General features: G+C 67.4%; 16 protein-coding genes. 11 read left to right on the plus strand and 5 right to left on the minus strand.

What is annotated here, in order from left to right; translation table 11 throughout:
- From rsmI to M3C25_RS05400, 3 genes are all read left to right on the plus strand, one after another.
- The coding region (rsmI, locus tag M3C25_RS05390) for a 16S rRNA (cytidine(1402)-2'-O)-methyltransferase (protein ID WP_259855292.1) at positions 1–812 on the plus strand (812 nt) is incomplete at its 5' end.
- A gap of 11 nt (positions 813–823) precedes the next feature.
- On the plus strand, positions 824–2,488 hold the full coding sequence (metG, locus tag M3C25_RS05395) for a methionine--tRNA ligase (protein ID WP_259855293.1): 1,665 nt from the start codon (positions 824–826) through the stop codon (positions 2,486–2,488).
- 6 nt (positions 2,489–2,494) lie between these two features.
- A complete protein-coding gene (locus M3C25_RS05400; protein ID WP_259855294.1) occupies positions 2,495–3,418 on the plus strand; it encodes a TatD family hydrolase in 924 nt (307 codons plus the stop codon).
- 27 nt (positions 3,419–3,445) lie between these two features.
- Here the strand turns inward: M3C25_RS05400 and M3C25_RS05405 are convergent, their stop codons facing one another.
- Positions 3,446–4,120, minus strand: coding sequence for a hypothetical protein (locus M3C25_RS05405; protein ID WP_259855295.1), 675 nt, complete (start codon positions 4,118–4,120; stop codon positions 3,446–3,448).
- A 315-nt stretch (positions 4,121–4,435) separates the two neighbouring features.
- Here M3C25_RS05405 and M3C25_RS05410 point away from each other — a divergent pair, with 315 nt between their 5' ends.
- The 4 genes from M3C25_RS05410 (at position 4,436) to groL (ending at position 8,699) form a co-directional block, all read left to right on the plus strand.
- A complete protein-coding gene (locus M3C25_RS05410) occupies positions 4,436–5,632 on the plus strand; it encodes a resuscitation-promoting factor (RefSeq protein ID WP_259855296.1) in 1,197 nt (398 codons plus the stop codon).
- A 240-nt stretch (positions 5,633–5,872) separates the two neighbouring features.
- Positions 5,873–6,541, plus strand: coding sequence for a formate/nitrite transporter family protein (locus M3C25_RS05415; protein WP_259855297.1), 669 nt, complete (start codon positions 5,873–5,875; stop codon positions 6,539–6,541).
- Positions 6,542–6,763: 222 nt separating this feature from the next.
- Positions 6,764–7,057, plus strand: coding sequence for a co-chaperone GroES (gene groES / locus M3C25_RS05420; protein ID WP_102161854.1), 294 nt, complete (start codon positions 6,764–6,766; stop codon positions 7,055–7,057).
- 49 nt (positions 7,058–7,106) lie between these two features.
- On the plus strand, positions 7,107–8,699 hold the full coding sequence (gene groL / locus M3C25_RS05425; protein ID WP_259797743.1) for a chaperonin GroEL: 1,593 nt from the start codon (positions 7,107–7,109) through the stop codon (positions 8,697–8,699).
- 104 nt (positions 8,700–8,803) lie between these two features.
- Here groL and M3C25_RS05430 read toward each other — a convergent pair whose 3' ends face one another.
- Complete coding sequence (locus tag M3C25_RS05430; RefSeq protein ID WP_259855298.1) at positions 8,804–9,205, minus strand: HsmA family protein; 402 nt, start codon at positions 9,203–9,205, stop codon at positions 8,804–8,806.
- A 172-nt stretch (positions 9,206–9,377) separates the two neighbouring features.
- Here M3C25_RS05430 and M3C25_RS05435 point away from each other — a divergent pair, with 172 nt between their 5' ends.
- Both M3C25_RS05435 and M3C25_RS05440 read left to right on the plus strand, forming a co-directional pair.
- A complete protein-coding gene (locus tag M3C25_RS05435) occupies positions 9,378–10,391 on the plus strand; it encodes a pseudouridine synthase (RefSeq protein ID WP_259855299.1) in 1,014 nt (337 codons plus the stop codon).
- A 173-nt stretch (positions 10,392–10,564) separates the two neighbouring features.
- Positions 10,565–11,401 carry a hypothetical protein gene (locus tag M3C25_RS05440; protein ID WP_259855300.1) on the plus strand — a complete coding sequence of 279 codons (837 nt, stop codon included), beginning with the start codon at positions 10,565–10,567 and terminating at the stop codon, positions 11,399–11,401.
- Positions 11,402–11,482: 81 nt separating this feature from the next.
- Here the strand turns inward: M3C25_RS05440 and M3C25_RS05445 are convergent, their stop codons facing one another.
- Entirely contained in the window at positions 11,483–12,088 is a 606-nt protein-coding gene (locus M3C25_RS05445) for a GNAT family N-acetyltransferase (RefSeq protein ID WP_259855301.1), read from the minus strand.
- A gap of 152 nt (positions 12,089–12,240) precedes the next feature.
- On the opposite strand from M3C25_RS05445, the gene guaB reads away from it, so the two are divergent.
- Complete coding sequence (gene guaB, locus M3C25_RS05450; RefSeq protein ID WP_259855302.1) at positions 12,241–13,764, plus strand: IMP dehydrogenase; 1,524 nt, start codon at positions 12,241–12,243, stop codon at positions 13,762–13,764.
- A 2-nt stretch (positions 13,765–13,766) separates the two neighbouring features.
- Positions 13,767–14,510, plus strand: coding sequence for a metal-dependent transcriptional regulator (locus M3C25_RS05455; protein ID WP_259855303.1), 744 nt, complete (start codon positions 13,767–13,769; stop codon positions 14,508–14,510).
- On the opposite strand, the gene M3C25_RS05460 is transcribed toward M3C25_RS05455, so the two are convergent.
- Together M3C25_RS05460 and M3C25_RS05465 are read right to left on the minus strand one after the other, a co-directional pair.
- Entirely contained in the window at positions 14,499–15,362 is an 864-nt protein-coding gene (locus M3C25_RS05460; RefSeq protein ID WP_259855304.1) for a metal ABC transporter permease, read from the minus strand. The genes M3C25_RS05455 and M3C25_RS05460 overlap by 12 nt on opposite strands.
- Positions 15,362–16,219: a metal ABC transporter ATP-binding protein gene (locus tag M3C25_RS05465; protein WP_259855305.1), complete on the minus strand. Its 858-nt coding sequence runs from the start codon at positions 16,217–16,219 to the stop codon at positions 15,362–15,364. The genes M3C25_RS05460 and M3C25_RS05465 overlap by 1 nt, the downstream gene beginning before the upstream one ends.
- Positions 16,220–16,243 lie beyond the last annotated feature (24 nt).

A 16,243-nucleotide genomic window follows, 5' to 3' on the forward strand; every position in this document is an offset into this window, starting at 1 on the left:
TGGTCGGCACTCCGATCGGCAACCTCGACGACGCCTCAGCCCACATGCGGGCTGCGATCGAGTCCGCCGACGTCATCGCCGCTGAGGACACCCGCCGGTTCCTCGGCTTGGCCGAACGCCTCGGACTCCGCCACACCCGGGAGATCACCAGCCTGTTCGATCACAATGAGGCGACCAAAGCCGAAGCCCTCATCGACGAGGTCGCAGCCGGCAGGCATGTCGTGCTCCTCACCGATGCCGGGATGCCGGCCGTCTCCGATCCCGGATACCGGGTCGTCGCCGCCGCCTACGCCCGCGGCGTGATCGTCACCACCGCCTCGGGCCCGTCAGCCGTCATCACCGCACTCGCCCTGTCCGGGCTGCCGAGCGATCGGTTCGCCTTCGAGGGGTTCCTGCCCCGCAAGGCAGGGGAGCGGCGCAGGAAGCTGGGCGCACTGGCCGCCGATGAGCGCACACTCGTGTGCTTCGAAAGTCCCCACCGGCTCGTCGACGCGCTCGCCGACCTGGAGGCCGCATGCGGACCCGACCGGCAGATCGCAGTGTGCCGGGAGCTGACGAAGACCTACGAAGAGGTCATCCGCGGCACCATCACCGAGGTGCGCGCGCGAGTCGGCGACGGGGTGCGCGGGGAGATCACCCTCGTGATCTCCGGCGCCTCACCCGAGGCCGCCGACGCCGGTGACTACATCGAGGAGATGCGCAGGCTCGTCGACGCCGGCATGCGGGTCAAAGACGCTGCCGGAGAAGTCGCCACCCGGCACGGGGTGTCCAAGCGGCAGGCGTATGAAACGTACCTGCAGGCGGAGCGTTAGACTGAGCGTCTATGACGTTCTACCTCACCACAGCGATCGCCTACCCCAACGGCACCCCGCACATCGGCCACGCCTACGAGTACGTCGCCGCCGACATCATCGCCCGGTTCAAGCGACTCGACGGCGAGCAGGTGTTCTTCCTCACCGGCACCGATGAGCACGGGCTGAAGATGCAGCAGACCGCCCAGCGTGAGGGCATCACCAGCCGCGAGCTCGCCGACCGCAACGCCGCCGAATTCCGGCACCTGCAGGATGTGCTCGGCTCGACGTACGACCGGTTCATCCGCACCACCGACACCGACCACTACGCGGCCAGCCAGGAGCTGTGGCGGCGGATGGAGGCCGCCGGCGACATCTACCTCGACTCCTACTCGGGCTGGTACTCCGTGCGCGATGAAGCGTACTTCGCCGAAGACGAGACCGAGGTGCGCGACGGCGTGCGCGTGGCGGTGTCCTCCGGTGCCGAGGTGACGTGGACGGAGGAGGAGTCCTACTTCTTCCGGCTCTCCCGCTACGCCGAACCGCTGCTGAAGCTCTACGAAGAGCGCCCGGAGTTCTTCGGCCCTGAGGGCCGCCGCAACGAGATCGCCTCGTTCGTCCGCTCCGGGCTCAACGACCTGTCGATCTCCCGGACCACCTTCGACTGGGGCGTGCCGGTGCCCGGCGATGAGAAGCACGTGATGTACGTGTGGGTCGACGCACTGACGAACTACCTCACCGGCGCAGGCTTCCCCGGCGAGGCCAGCTCCGGTGACCGGTTCGGGCAGGTGTGGCCGCCGGATGCACAGATCATCGGCAAGGACATCGCCCGCTTCCACGCCGTGTACTGGCCGGCCTTCCTCATGAGCGCCGGCATCACCCTGCCCGAGCGCATCCACGCCCACGGCTTCCTGTTCAACGCAGGCGAGAAGATGTCGAAATCCGTCGGCAACGTCGTCGACCCCTACGACCTCATCGACGCCTTCGGACTCGACGCCCTGCGCTTCTTCCTGCTGCGGGAGATCTCCTACGGCCAGGACGGCTCCTACTCACAGGAGTCGATCATCACCCGCAAGAACACCGATCTGGCCAACGAGTACGGCAACCTCGCCCAGCGCTCCCTGTCGATGGTCGCCAAGAACTGCGGCGGCCAGGTGCCCACCCCAGGCTCACTCACCGCCGAGGACGAGGAGCTGCTGGCACTGGCCCGCGGCGTGCTGCCCGAGGCGCGCCGGCATGTCGATGTGCAGAACCTGCACCTCTACGTCGGCGCCTGCTGGAAGGTGCTGTCCGAGGCGAACAGGTACTTCTCGGCCCAGGAGCCCTGGAAGCTGAAGAAGACCGACACCGCCCGGATGGAGACCGTGCTGTGGGTGACCCTGGAGGTCGTGCGCATCATCACGCTGCTCATCCAGCCGGTGATGCCCGAATCGACTGGCAAGATCCTCGACCAGCTCGGCGTGCCGGCAGGGGAGGCGGCGGCAGCAGCCGGTGCCCGCAACGTCCATGCCGCCAATGAGGGCGCTCCGGCGATCACCCCGGTGCACGTCGGCGGAGCCGCAGAGGGCGCAGGCGACCCGGAGGCAGGCCGGCCCGAACCGGCCCGCCTGTTCACCGCAATCGACACCCCGCTGGCCGCAGGCACGCCGCTGCCCAAGCCGGCCCCGGTGTTCCCCAAGTTCCAGGTGGAGGAGTAAGGCTCAATGGCATCACGGGCTGCAGGCACGTATCCCGAGGTTCCCCAACCGCTGAGCACACCCGGCGTCGACACCCACTGCCACCTCGACATCGGCGTGGGCGCACGCGGGCCGATCAAGGACGGCGAACCCGCCCCCGAGGTCGAACCCGAAGCAGACGAGACCTTCCCGCCGCTGTCGTTCTTCCACGACACCGCGATGGCTGCCAACATCACGCGCATCGTGCAGATCGGCTGCGAGATGGCCTCGGCCCGCTGGACCGCCGAGGTCGTGGCCGCCGAGGCCGCCGCTGGTCGCGACTGGATGCTCGGCGGGGTGGCGATCCACCCGAACGAGGCGCCCCGGCTGGCAGCCGCAGGCCTGCTGGAGGAGTCGCTGACCGAGATCGAGCAGCTCGCCAGTGCCGGGCGGATCCGGGTGGTCGGCGAGACCGGGCTCGACTACTACCGCACCGCCGACGACGGCGTGGCCGACCAGCAGGAGTCCTTCCGCGCCCACATCGAGATGGCCAAGCGGCTCGACAAGGTGCTCGAGATCCACGACCGGGAGGCCCATGCCGATGTGCTGCGCATCCTCGCGGAGGAGGGCGCACCGGCCAAGACGGTGTTCCACTGCTTCTCCGGCGACGTCGAGATGGCCCGCATCTGCGCCGAGCGCGGCTACTACATGTCGTTTGCGGGCAACGTCACCTTCAAACGCTCCGACGACTTACGGCATGCCGCCTCCGTCGTGCCCGATGAGCTGCTGCTCACCGAGACCGACGCCCCCTTCCTCACACCGCATCCGCACCGCGGCAAGCCCGGCGGACCGTACCTGACGGCCCTGACCGTGCGCATGCTCGCCGAGGTGCGCGGCGTCGACGAGGACCACATCGCCGGGACCGTCGGCGAGAACGCCGAGCGGATCTTCGGTTCCTGGGCGCTGAGCTGAACGTCCCGGTCGGCTGAGCAGCCTGGGCTAGCCGCGGGTCGCGTGGCCCACGGCTTTCTCGATCTGGGCTGCGGTGAGCAGGCCACGGAAGTTGATGACCTGCGAGACGAACAGCAGCACGAGAGACGTGCACAGCCACGCGATGAAGGCACCGGCGATCGTCCAGGCTTGCCGGCGCACTTCGGCTGCGACTTCGTCGGTGACATTGGTGATGACCATGGAGTCGGCCAGTATCGGCAGCAGCCCGGCCACCAGGCCCAGCAGTGCCGTCAGCCCGAGGGCGATGAGATACAGGATGATGAGCACCCGCGGGAGCACACTGGCCGGCATCGCCCGGTAGGCCAGCCCGCCGCGCAGGGACTGCAGGGCCGCCCGGGCGCGAAAGCCCACAGCGCCGAGCAGGATGAGCAGCCCGTGTGCCGCGAGCCAGACGAGCAGCGGCACGACGGCCAGGCCGGCGAGCTCCCGGACGCCGGCGGCACCCTCGGCCGTCGGGGCCAGATCCGGCAGCCAGCCGAGCATTGCGTAGAACCAGCCGCTGGCGAAGATGAGGAACCCGGCCGCCGAGAAGATGAGCGTGCTGATGAGCTGCCGGTTGAGCCGATTGCGCAGCATGCGGATCTGGGGATGACGGCTGACGGGATCGCCCAGCCAGCTGGTGGGGGCGGCACCGGAGGGGAATGCGCGAGTGGGCTCGGACATACTGTGCACATTACGGCGAAACCCGCTGCCGCAGGACTGCCGCCCGCCTGCCGAACGTCATGTGTAACACCGTCTGTGACCCGCCGCCAGCCGCAGATTCGGGCCGCTGACCAGCGACGACGTCAGGTTTCAGCGCGGCCTATGTCACAGCTTTGCAATGTTGGTAACGAATCGGTTACGCTGGGTCTCGTTGTCTTCACGCCTGCCGTCGATCCAGCGGCGCAGACGGGCCCGCACACAGCAGGCCGGACAGCCACTCACTTGGGGCCCGCCACCGCGGGTCTTCACTGCAGAGAGTCTATTGGGGTAGTTTTCGTGATTCCTTCTATTCGCAATCGCAAGGTGCAGATCGTCGCGCAGTCGGTCGTCATCTCCGCGCTCGTCGGCGGCACCGGTGCCTTCTTGGCACTGAACAAGCCCGTCAACGTCACGGTCGACGGCGAAGCCGAGCAGGTCCGCAGCTTCGGCTCGACCGTCGACGACGTGCTCGCCGCACAGGACATCACGCTCGACGAGCGCGACCAGGTCCAGCCCAGCCGCAGCACCCAGGTCGAACGCGACATGAACATCGTCGTGAACAAGGCCAAGGACCTCGACCTCACCGTCGACGGCAAGCCGATGGACGAATGGACCAACGCCTCGACCGTCGGACAGGCCCTGGCCGACCTCGGCATCGAACACGAGGGCGCTGAGGTCTCCGCAGCCCTCGATGACAAGATCAGCGACGGCGAGACCATCGACGTCACCACCGCGAAGACCGTCAGCGTCATGGCCGACGGCAAGACCCAGCCGGTCGAAGCCGCCGCCAAGACCGTTCAGGACGTCATCAGCGAAGCCGGCATCGAACTCGGCACCGACGACATCACCTCTGCCCCACTGACCTCCAACGTCTACGACGGCCAGGTCGTCAACGTCATGCGCGTGGTCAACGAAGAGAAGACCGAGACCGAGACGATCAAGAAGAAGGTCACCGTCAAGAAGGACTCCTCGCTGCCGCGCGGTGAGAAGAAGGTCGAGAAGAAGGGCAAGGACGGCAAGCGCGAGGTCGTTTTCAAAGTCCGCACGGTCAACGGCGACGAGGTCAGCCGCGAAGAGGTCTCCTCCAAAGACATCGAGAAGCCGGTCGAAGAGGTCGTCGTCGAGGGCACCAAGGCCCCGGAGAAGAAGCGCCAGTCCGACAAGAGCTCGCGCAGCAAGGACGACAGCGGCTCCGGCGGCTCGGACAACTCCGAGGACAACTACTCCGGCAGCATGACCACCGCCCAGATCAAGGAGATGCTCGGCGGACCCGGCTCCAAGTGGTACTCGGTCGTCAAGTGCGAGTCGAACTTCAACCCGCGGGCGATCAATCAGTCCAACCGCGCCCACTTCGGGCTCTTCCAGTTCAAGCTCGCCACCTGGCGCTCCGTCGGCGGCTCCGGCAACCCGATCGATGCCAGCCCCCAGGAGCAGTTCAAGCGCGCTAAGATCCTGCAGAAGAAGGCAGGATGGGGACAGTGGGCCTGCGCCTGATCTGAAGCCAGCCACCACCTCGGGCCCGGTCATCGTACCGGGCCCGAGGTGTGTCATCCCGTACCCTGGTCAGGTGGCCAGACGCCTGGAAGGGGGCATCCGTGAAGAAGTCGCAGACCGACATCGACGAAGCCGCCGCCACGGTCTCCTCCGGCGCCAAGCGGCTCAACCGCACATGGACCGAACCTCATCGTCACCGGCCTATTCGGCGGCATCGACGTCTCCTTCGGGATCCTCGCGATGATCCTCGTGCTGCAGGCCACCGGCAGCGACATCCTCGCCGGCATGGCCTTCGGCATCGGCATGTTCGCCCTCAAGATGGCCCACTCGGAGCTGTTCACCGAGGAGTTCCTGCTGCCCATCCACGCGATCGCAGCCGGACAGGGCACCTGGGGCCAGCTGGTGCGGCTGTGGAGCGTCAAACTCGTGACCAACCTCGCCGGCGGCTTCGCCTTCATGTGGCTGACGGTGCTCGCCCTGCCGGACTACCACGGCACCCTCGTCGACAAGGCGGCCAGCTACGTCGACAATCCCTCGCTGCTCGTGATGATCTGCCTGTCGCTGCTCGCCGGTGCCTCCATCACGCTCACCACCCGCATGCAGCAGGGCACCGACAACCACGTCGTCTTCGCTGTCATCTCGATGATCTCCGGGCTCATCGTCATCGGGCTGGGCCTGCTGCACGGTGCACTCAACGCGATGATCATCTTCGGCGCCATGGTCGCCGGAGCTGACATCTCGGTCACGGACTTCCTTGTGTGGATGGCGATCGTCATCCCGTTCAACATGCTCGGCGGGCTGCTCATCATCACGCTGCCGCGGATGGCGCGCACGTGGCGGATCCTGCGGGCAGTGCGCCGCGGTGAGCTGAGCTTCGAAGACCTCGAAGAAGAGGCAGCCCGCGACTGAGCCTGCGTGCTGGCTGTGGCTCCGCGACGGAATTGGCACTCGAGTTGACCGAGTGCCAAGCAGCGCTCTAAAGTCGAATTAGCACACTAAGCCAATGAGTGCTAACAGCCCCTGAAGCGGATCGGCACGCTCGGCACCCGCGACGACGAGCAGGCCACAGCACCACCCAGTGCCCGAGTCAGGACGCTGTTGAGGACTACAGACAAAGGAGAGTGTCCGCACATGTCGGTCTCCATCAAGCCGCTCGAAGATCGGATCGTCATCCGTCAGGTTGAAGCCGAGCAGACCACTGCCTCCGGCCTCGTCATCCCTGACACCGCCAAGGAGAAGCCGCAGGAAGGCGAAGTCGTCGCCGTGGGCCCGGGTCGCGTTGCCGACAACGGCAACCGCGTGCCGCTCGACGTCGCCGTCGGCGACAAGGTCATCTACTCCAAGTACGGCGGCACCGAGGTCAAGTACGCAGGTGAGGAATACCTCGTGCTCTCGGCGCGTGACGTGCTCGCCGTCATCGGCTGAGCATCTGCGCCTGAGCAGACTGTTCGTACTTCACAGAAGGAAGTGACACATGGCTAAAACACTTCAGTTCAACGACGACGCGCGCAAGGCCCTTGAGCGCGGCGTCAACGTGCTGGCCGACACCGTCAAGGTGACCCTCGGCCCGCGCGGCCGCAACGTCGTGCTCGACAAGCAGTGGGGCGCTCCGACCATCACCAACGATGGTGTGACGATCGCCCGCGAGGTCGAACTCGACGATCCGTACGAGAATCTCGGCGCCCAGCTGGCCAAGGAAGTCGCCACCAAGACCAACGACGTCGCCGGTGACGGCACCACGACTGCGACCGTGCTCGCTCAGGCCTTCGTCCACGAGGGCCTGCGCAACGTCGCTGCCGGTGCCGCCCCCAGCCAGCTCAAGCTCGGCATCGAGAAGGCCGTCGAACTCGTTGAGGAGAAGCTGCGGGAGACCGCCCGCGACGTCTCCGGCTCCGAGGAGATCGCCCACGTCGCCGCGCTGTCGGCGCAGTCGCGTGAGATCGGCGAGATGATCGCCGAGGCCTTCGACAAGGTCGGCAAGGACGGCGTCATCACCATCGACGAGAGCCAGGCCGCATCGGTCGAGCTCGAGTTCACCGAGGGCATGCAGTTCGACAAGGGCTACCTGTCGCCGTACTTCGTCACCGACGCAGACCGCCAGGAAGCCGTCCTCGACGACCCCTACATCCTCATCAACCAGGGCAAGATCTCCAACATCCAGGAGCTGCTCCCGGTGCTGGAGAAGGTGCAGCAGGCCTCCAAGCCGCTGCTCATCGTCGCTGAGGACGTCGAGGGCGAGGCTCTTTCGACCCTCGTGGTCAACAAGCTGCGCGGCATCCTCAACGTCGCTGCCGTCAAGGCACCGGGCTTCGGCGACCGCCGCAAGGCGATCCTGGAAGACCTCGCCGTGCTCACCGGCGGCACCGTCGTCACCGCCGATATGGGCATGAAGCTCGACCAGGTGACGCTCGACGATCTGGGCAACGCCCGCACCGTCACCGTCACCAAGGATTCGACGACCGTCGTCGACGGTGCCGGTTCCGATGATGCCGTGTCCGACCGGGTGGCGCAGATCCGCGCCGAGGTCGAGAACACCGATTCGGACTGGGACCGCGAGAAGCTGCAGGAGCGCCTGGCCAAGCTGGCCGGCGGCGTGGCAGTCATCAAGGTCGGTGCCGCGACCGAGGTGGAGCTCAAGGAGCGCAAGCACCGCGTCGAGGACGCAGTGTCGGCCACCCGTGCCGCCATCGAAGAGGGCATCGTCGCCGGCGGCGGCGCAGCCCTCGTCCATGCCGGCAAGGCCCTGGAGAACGTCGACCTCGGCATCTCGGGCGACGCCCAGACCGGCCTGACGATCGTGCGCCGCGCGATCGGCGAGCCGCTGCGCTGGATCGCCGAGAACGCCGGCCAGGACGGCTACGTCGTCGCCTCGAAGGTCGCAGAGCTCGACGCCGGTCAGGGCTTCAACGCCGCCACCGGCGAGTACGGCGATCTCATCGCTCAGGGCATCATCGACCCGGTCAAGGTGACCCGTTCGGCGCTGCGCAACGCAGCCTCGATCGCAGCACTCGTGCTCACCACCGAGACCCTCGTCGTGGAGAAGCAGGAAGAAGAGGACGAGGACTGACCCTCTGCCCCTGAGCCTGCCTCAGCACTGACACCGCGCCCCTGGGATGGCCTCCCGGGGGCGCGGTGCTGTCATCAGAGTCAGGAGGTCCTGCGGCGGGCCGCTCACCCGATCATCGAAGCCGCCATCCCTGTGAAGTAGGGGACGAGCCAGATGATCCACACGATGAGCGAGAAGCGGTGGAAGGTGCCCTTGGCCTCCTCGGTGCCGCGGATCATGACGATGACGGCCCACACGAAGTGGACGGCCATGAGCAGCAGCGCCAGCGCGCCGGTGAGCGCCATCGTCAGACTGAGGAACCCGGCAGCTGAGCCGGAGAAGAAGTTCGCATCCCCGGATTCGGCGATGCGGCGCATGAATTCGGTGCCGGTGGCATCGCAGACGAGACCGAGGCCGAAGAATACGACATGAGTCCAGGTGAGGTTCTTGCGCAGGTGCTCGGCCCAGACGCCGACGGTGTAGAAGATGAGCGCGAGGGTGATGAAGATGATGGCAGGTGTCAGCATGTCGCCATCGTCGCGCGGCAGGAAGCCGCGCACATCGGGCCGGCGGCTGACCTCGGCATCAGCCGATCGGTTGATGCTGGCTGCACGAGCCGATTGATTGATGCCGGCTGCAGGAGCCGCACGGAATCCTCGGCGCGAGCGAAGAGGACTGCTGAACCCGTAGGCTGGGCACATGCCCCGCAGCCCACTGCCCCCACGTGAGGGGATCTCCGCCACCCGCCTGCGCGCCCCCGGCGGGCATGAGACCCACGCGCTGGCCGGCGCCCCGGTGCCGGACAGCGTCGATGAGATGCTCGCCGTCCTCGTGCCGGACTCCACACCCGAGGCGCGGGCAGCGCTCGTAACCGACGGCCGCCTGTGCACCGCTGAGGCCGGACCCGCTCGGCTGGAGGACCCGGTCATCCCCGGAGCCTTCTACTGGTTCCACCGCCCGGTTCCGCCCGAGCCCCGGGTGCCGTTCGAGATCGGCGTCGTGGACGAGGACGAGGATCTGCTCGTCGTCGACAAGCCGCACTTCCTGGCCAGCACCCCCAACGGCCGGTTCGTACGCGAATGCGCCGTCACCCGGTTGCGCGTCGACCGCGGCGAACCGGATCTGGTCGCCATCCACCGACTCGACCGGGTCACCGCCGGGCTGCTCGTGTTCTCGCGCCGGCCGGAATCCCGTGGACGCTATCAGCGGCTGTTCCAAGACCGGAAGGTGACGAAGACCTACCGGGCGCTGGCAGTGCTGCCGCCGGGCTTCGACCCGGATTCGCTGCCCGGTGAGCGCCGCACCCGGCTGGAGAAGACCGCCGGTGACCGCCAGGTCCGCGAAGTGGCCGGTGAGCCCAACGCCCACACCCGGATCCGGCTGACAGCCGTGCACGAGGTGCCAGCCGGCGGCCAGGCGCCCACCGCCTCGGGAACGGGGGAGGGAGGCGTGCGCATCGGGGAGTTCGAGCTGCAGCCGGTGACCGGCAAGACCCACCAGCTGCGGGTGCACATGCACGCACTGGGCCTGCCGATCCTCAGCGACCCGGTCTACCCGGTCGATGACAACCCGGATCCCTACGACTTCTCCTCCCCCTTGCAGCTGCTGGCATCCACCCTGGCCTTCACCGACCCGTTGACCGGACAGCAGCGGCGGTTCGCCACCGGGCTGCGGCTCGACGCGGCCGCCGCGTGGGCGCAGCTGGGTGGATGAGGATGTCACAGGGCTGCCACAGCAGCGAAACCTGAGGTGGGTCGGCCCGCCATTACAGTGGCACCATGACCGATCCCAACCCGCCTTCGGACCGGACTGTGCCCCCGCAGCCTCACCGGCCGCCAGCACAGCCTCCCCGGCCGCCGGCGCAGCGGACGCCGCCGGGACCGCGTGTGCCGCACCCGCAGCGTGGCGAGCCGTACATGTACGCTGCCGGTGTGCCGCGGGTCGACGGGCGCTACGATCTCAGCGAACTCGACCGGCAGCGCGAGATGGTCTTCTCCGATGACAGCGAGAAGCCGATCAGATGGCTGCCGCGCTTCGGCCGGGCCGTACTCGTCAGCCTCGGACTGGCCGCAGCCGGGGCCGTCATCGTCTCGTTCGTCGGGGCGGAGATGCTGCTCGGCAAGACGGGAGAGGTCGTCCCGGCCGAGCAGGCGGGACTCATGGGCCTCATCTTCCTCGTCGTCCTGTCCTGGATGTTCCCGTTCATGGACTACAGCATGGTCTTCTCCACCGCTGGCCAGAAGCGGCTGCCGGTGGCGGCGTTCATCTTCGCGACCTCGGCGGTGAACGCCGGGCTGCTGACAGTGTCGACGCTGGTGTGGCCGTACGTGGTCGACTTCGCACCTTCGGGGCTCTTCATCGACAGCTGGGAACCGGATGCGGCACACCTGCTCGTGGTGTTCCTGTGCTGCTGGTCCGTGACGCTTTCGGTTCTCGGTGGGGCTGTCTTCATGGTGCGCATGATGGCGGTCAACCCGATCATCGCCTTCATCCTCGGTGGCGGCTGGGTGCTCGGGAGCTTGGGCCTGGCAGTCGGAATCGTCATGTTCATCAAGGCTGTGCCGGCCTACGACACGACAAGCGTCATCGTCCCTGCCGGGATCACCCTCGCAGTTGTCATCTTCCTGTTCGTCTGCCTCATGCCGATCACGTCTCTGCGCAGGCCGACTCCGGAGCACACCGGCCCCGTCGGCGGCCCCTGTGCAGGAAGACATCGCCGGTGAGCCATCCGCCTGAGCACGCGGAGCGCCCCGGTGTGAGCATCGTCGTGACTTTCCGGCGGATCGCCGAACGCGACGCTGACCTCAGCGGCCGGCCAGCCGGTGCTCCAGGCCCCGCTTCACCGTGGGCCATTCGCAGGCGATGATCGAATAGACCGCCGTATCCCGCAGCACCCCATTGAACAGCTGGTGGGAGCGCAGCACCCCATCGGGCTTCGCGCCGAGGCGTTCGATCGCCGCTCGGGACTGGAAGTTGTGGAAGTGCGTGCGGAACTCCACCGCAATGCAGTCAAGGGCCTCGAACGCGCGGGTGAGAAGCAGCAGCTTCGCCTCCGCATTCACTCCGGTGCCCTGCACCGCAGGAGACAGCCACGTCGAGCCGATCTCGACCCGCCGGTTGGCCGCATCGATGTTCATGAACGTCGTCATGCCCACCGGCCGGCCGTCTGCCACGACCGCGAACGGCGCCATGGACCCAGCTGCCTGCAGGCCCTGCCGGCGCACGATCTCATCAGCCATCGCCTCGGGCGCGGGCACACTCGTCACCCACGAGGACGGGAGATCACCGGCAGCGGCGGCCAGCACCTCGGCGTCGGAGACCTCGACCCGGCGCAGCAGCACCCGTGTGCCGGCCAGCTGCGGGGTCGCAGCGAAGGCATGGGGAACAGACACATCATCGTGATCGATCATGGGCTCAAGTGTAGACCGCGCCCGAGGCGTGGGCAGACTCACAGCCGGAGCTGCAGGCAGGCCTTGTCCTGGGTGTGGTGCCGGGCCGCTGCGACGGACTACGATTGAGCCAGCGACCCCACGCCGTATTCCGCCTCGGGAGGTAGACACAGGTGAACATCGAGCAGCACTTCAAAGCAGCGGAGGATCCTTTCGCGCTGACCGGACTGACCTACGACGATGTGCTGCTGCTGCCTGGGGACACCGACGTCATCCCGTCCGAGGCCTCGACGACGACGCGGCTGACGCGTGAGATCGACATCAACGTCCCGCTGGTCTCAGCGGCGATGGACACGGTGACCGAATCGCGGATGGCGATCGCGATGGCGCGCATCGGCGGCATCGGCATCCTGCACCGCAACCTGAGCAAGGAAGACCAGGCCGACCAGGCCGACTACGTCAAGCGCAGTGAATCGGGCATGATCAACGACCCGCTGACGATCACCGCCGACCGCAGCCTCGCCGAGCTCGACGAGCTGTGCGGGCAGTACCGGATCTCCGGGCTGCCGGTCGTCGATGAGGACAATGTGCTGGTCGGCATCATCACCAACCGCGACCTGCGCTTCGTCTCCCGCAAGGACTTCGCCACCACCACCGTCGGTGAGATCATGACCCGCGCACCGCTCATCACCGCCCCGGTCGGTGTGTCAGCCGAACGGGCCTTCGAACTGCTGGCCGAGAACAAGATCGAGAAGCTGCCGCTGGTCGACGACGCCAACGTCATCCGCGGTCTCATCACCGTCAAGGACTTCGTCAAGAGCGAGGAGTACCCGCTGGCGACGAAGGACGATGAGGGCCGGCTGCGCGTCGGCGCTGCCGTCGGCTTCTACGGCGACGCATACGATCGCGCCGGACTGCTGGCCGAAGCCGGCGTTGATGTGCTCGTCGTCGACACCGCCAACGGCCACGCCCGCGGAGTCACCGAGATGATCCGCGCCCTGAAGAAGGACCCGAAGTTCGCTAGCGTCCAGATCATCGGCGGCAATGTCGCCACCCGGATGGGCGCCCAGGCGCTCATCGACGCAGGAGCCGATGCCATCAAGGTCGGTGTGGGCCCTGGTTCGATCTGCACCACCCGGGTTGTCGCTGGTGTGGGCGTGCCGCAGGTGACCGCCATCCACCTGGCCCACCAGGCCGCCCGTGAAGCCGGCGTGCCGGTGATCGGCGACGGCGGACTGCAGTACTCCGGCGACATCGGCAAGGCGCTTGTCGCCGGTGCCGACTCCGTCATGGTCGGCTCCCTGCTCGCCGGATGCAACGAGAGTCCCGGTGAGCTCATCTTCGTCAACGGCAAGCAGTACAAGGCCTACCGCGGGATGGGCTCGCTCGGTGCGATGGCCCCGCGCAAGGGCGCCTCGTACTCCAAGGACCGCTATTTCCAAGCCGATGTGTCGACCGACACCGACCTCATCCCCGAAGGCGTCGAGGGCCGGGTCGCCTACCGCGGTGAGCTCAAGCAGGTCGCCTACCAGCTCACCGGCGGACTGCGGCAGACGATGTTCTACGTCGGCGCGCGTACGATCCCTGAGCTCAAGGAGAAGGGCCAGTTCGTCCGCCTCACTGCAGCCGGACTCAAGGAGAGCCACCCGCACGACATCCAGATGACGGTCGAGGCACCGAACTACACGGTGAAGTGACAGTGGCTGCTGCCGAGAAGCCGCAGGCGGCACCGGTGGATGGGCCTGCCCCGGCAGGGGAGCGCGCACCGTCGGTGTCCGAGCTGACAGCCAGTGCGCAGAACTACCTCAAGATCATCTGGAGCATCCAGGAATGGGATCCTGAGCGCGAGCCGGTTCAGCCCAGTGTCATCGCCGAGAAGGCCGGCCTGCGCATGTCGACGGTCTCCGATGCGATCAAACGCCTCGGCAGGCAGGGACTGGTGACCCACACCCGCTACGGCGCGGTGTCGCTGACCGAGGCCGGCCGGGCGCACGCGGTGCAGATGGTGCGCCGCCACCGGCTCATCGAGACCTTCCTCGTCCAGGTGCTCGGCTACGGCTGGGACGAAGTCCACGACGAGGCCGAAGTGCTCGAACACGCCGTCTCCGATGAGCTCGTCGACCGGATCTCAGCCCACCTCGGCAATCCCGACCGCGACCCGCACGGCGACCCGATCCCAGCCGCCGACGGTCAGGTCGCCACACCTCGGGCCCGGCAGCTCACCGACTGCGAACCCGGTGCCGACTACCGGCTAGAGCGGATCTCGGATGCCGATCCGGAGCTGCTGCAGTTCCTCGCCGAGCGGGGCATCGAGGTCGGCACGGTCTTCACACTCGCCGCAGGCGCACCCTATTCGGGCACGCTTGTGCTCGAACGAGAAGGCCAGCCGGCCCTCACCCTCGGGGCCGAGGCGGTTGCGGCGATGTGGGCCTCACAGCGCTGAGCGGACCCGGCGGCGCTTGAGCTGCCGGGCGATGACGCCCTGGCGCGGGCTGAAGAGATAGATGAGGGTGAAGACGAAGCCCTGGGCCAGCACGATCATGCCGCCCGACGCGGTGTCGGCGTAATAGCTGGTGTACAGGCCGATGAGCGAACAGCCGACCGAGATCGCCGGGGCGATGATGAGCATCATGCTCATCCGGTTCGTCAGCAGGTAGGCCGAGGCACCGGGGATGATGAGCATTGCGACGACGAGGACGACGCCGACGATCTGCAGCGTCGCCACTGCGGTGACCGCGAGCAGGGCGAGCATGACCGCGCCGATGAGACGCGGGCTCATGCCGATCGCATGCGCGTGCGTCGGGTCGAAGGCGTAGAGGGTGAAGTCGCGGCGCTTGAGGAGCACGACGAGCAGCACGGCGATCGTGAGGATGAGGATCTGGGTGAGGTCCTGCCGGGAGACGCCGAGGATGTTGCCGAAGATGATGTGCATGAGGTCCGTATCCGAAGGGGTGACGGACACGAGCACGATGCCCAGGGCGAACAGCGTGGTGAACACGATGCCGATCGCGGCATCCTCCTTGACCCGGGACGTGTCGCGCACCGCCCCGATGAGGATGACGGCCAGGAACCCGAACACGAGCGCGCCGATGGCGAACGGCAGGTCGAGGACATAGGCGAGCACAACCCCGGGCAGCACCGCATGGGAGACCGCGTCGCCCATGAGCGACCAGCCGATGAGCACCAGCCAGCACGACAGCAGCGCGCAGACGATCGAGACCATGACCGCGGCGATGAGCGCGCGGGTCATGAACTCATAGGACAGCGGGTCGGCGAGCAGGTGGATGATGTCCATCAGCGCTCACCATCCCAGTCGTCAGTGCCGCCTTCGCCGTCAGCTGGTGTCTCCTCGGTCCGGCGGGTGTCGGTCGGCCGGCCGAGCGGGTCGAGTCCGAAGGCCAGTGCGAGGTTCTGCGGGCGCAGCACCTCGGCAGGCGAGTCGTGCAGCAGCACACGGCGCATGAGCAGGATCGCCTCATCGGTCAGATCCGGCAGAGCGTGCAGGTCATGGGTGGACACGACGATCGTCGTCCCGGCATCGGCGGCTTCGCGCAGCACGCTCGAGATCATCTGCTCGGAGCGTTTGTCGACTCCGGCGAAGGGCTCATCGAGCAGCAGCACTGAGGCCTCCTGGGCCAGTCCCCGGGCGACGAAGGCGCGTTTGCGCTGCCCGCCGGAGAGCTGGCCGATCTGCCGGCCGGCCAGCTCGGTGAGCTCAACCCGGGCCAGTGCGGCCTCAACGGCATCCTGGTCGGCTCGCGTGAGCCGGCGGGTGATCCCGGTGCGCCCATAGCGGCCGGTGCCCACCACCTCGCGCACGGTGATCGGGAAGTCCCAGTCGACGATCTCGGCCTGCGGCACGTACCCGATGAGCCCGGCCCGCCGGGCCTTGGCAGGCGGCAGGCCGGCGATGCGCACGGAACCCGACTGCGGTTTGAGGCTGCCGACGATCGACTTGAACAGGGTGGACTTACCGGCGCCGTTCATGCCGACCAGACCGCAGATGCGGCCGCGCCCGATGACGGCACTCGCCTCGTCGAGAGCCAGCACGGAGCCATAGCGCACCGTGACGTTCCGGACCTCCAGGGCGGTGGACGCGCCGGATCCGGGCGGGTGTGCCGCAGGCTGGTGCGGGTGCCGGGAAGAGTTCATCGGTGTCCAGTCAAGCGCAGTCGG

The organism is Brevibacterium luteolum, assembly GCF_025147615.1.
GTDB classification, from domain to species: Bacteria; Actinomycetota; Actinomycetes; order Actinomycetales; family Brevibacteriaceae; genus Brevibacterium; species Brevibacterium luteolum.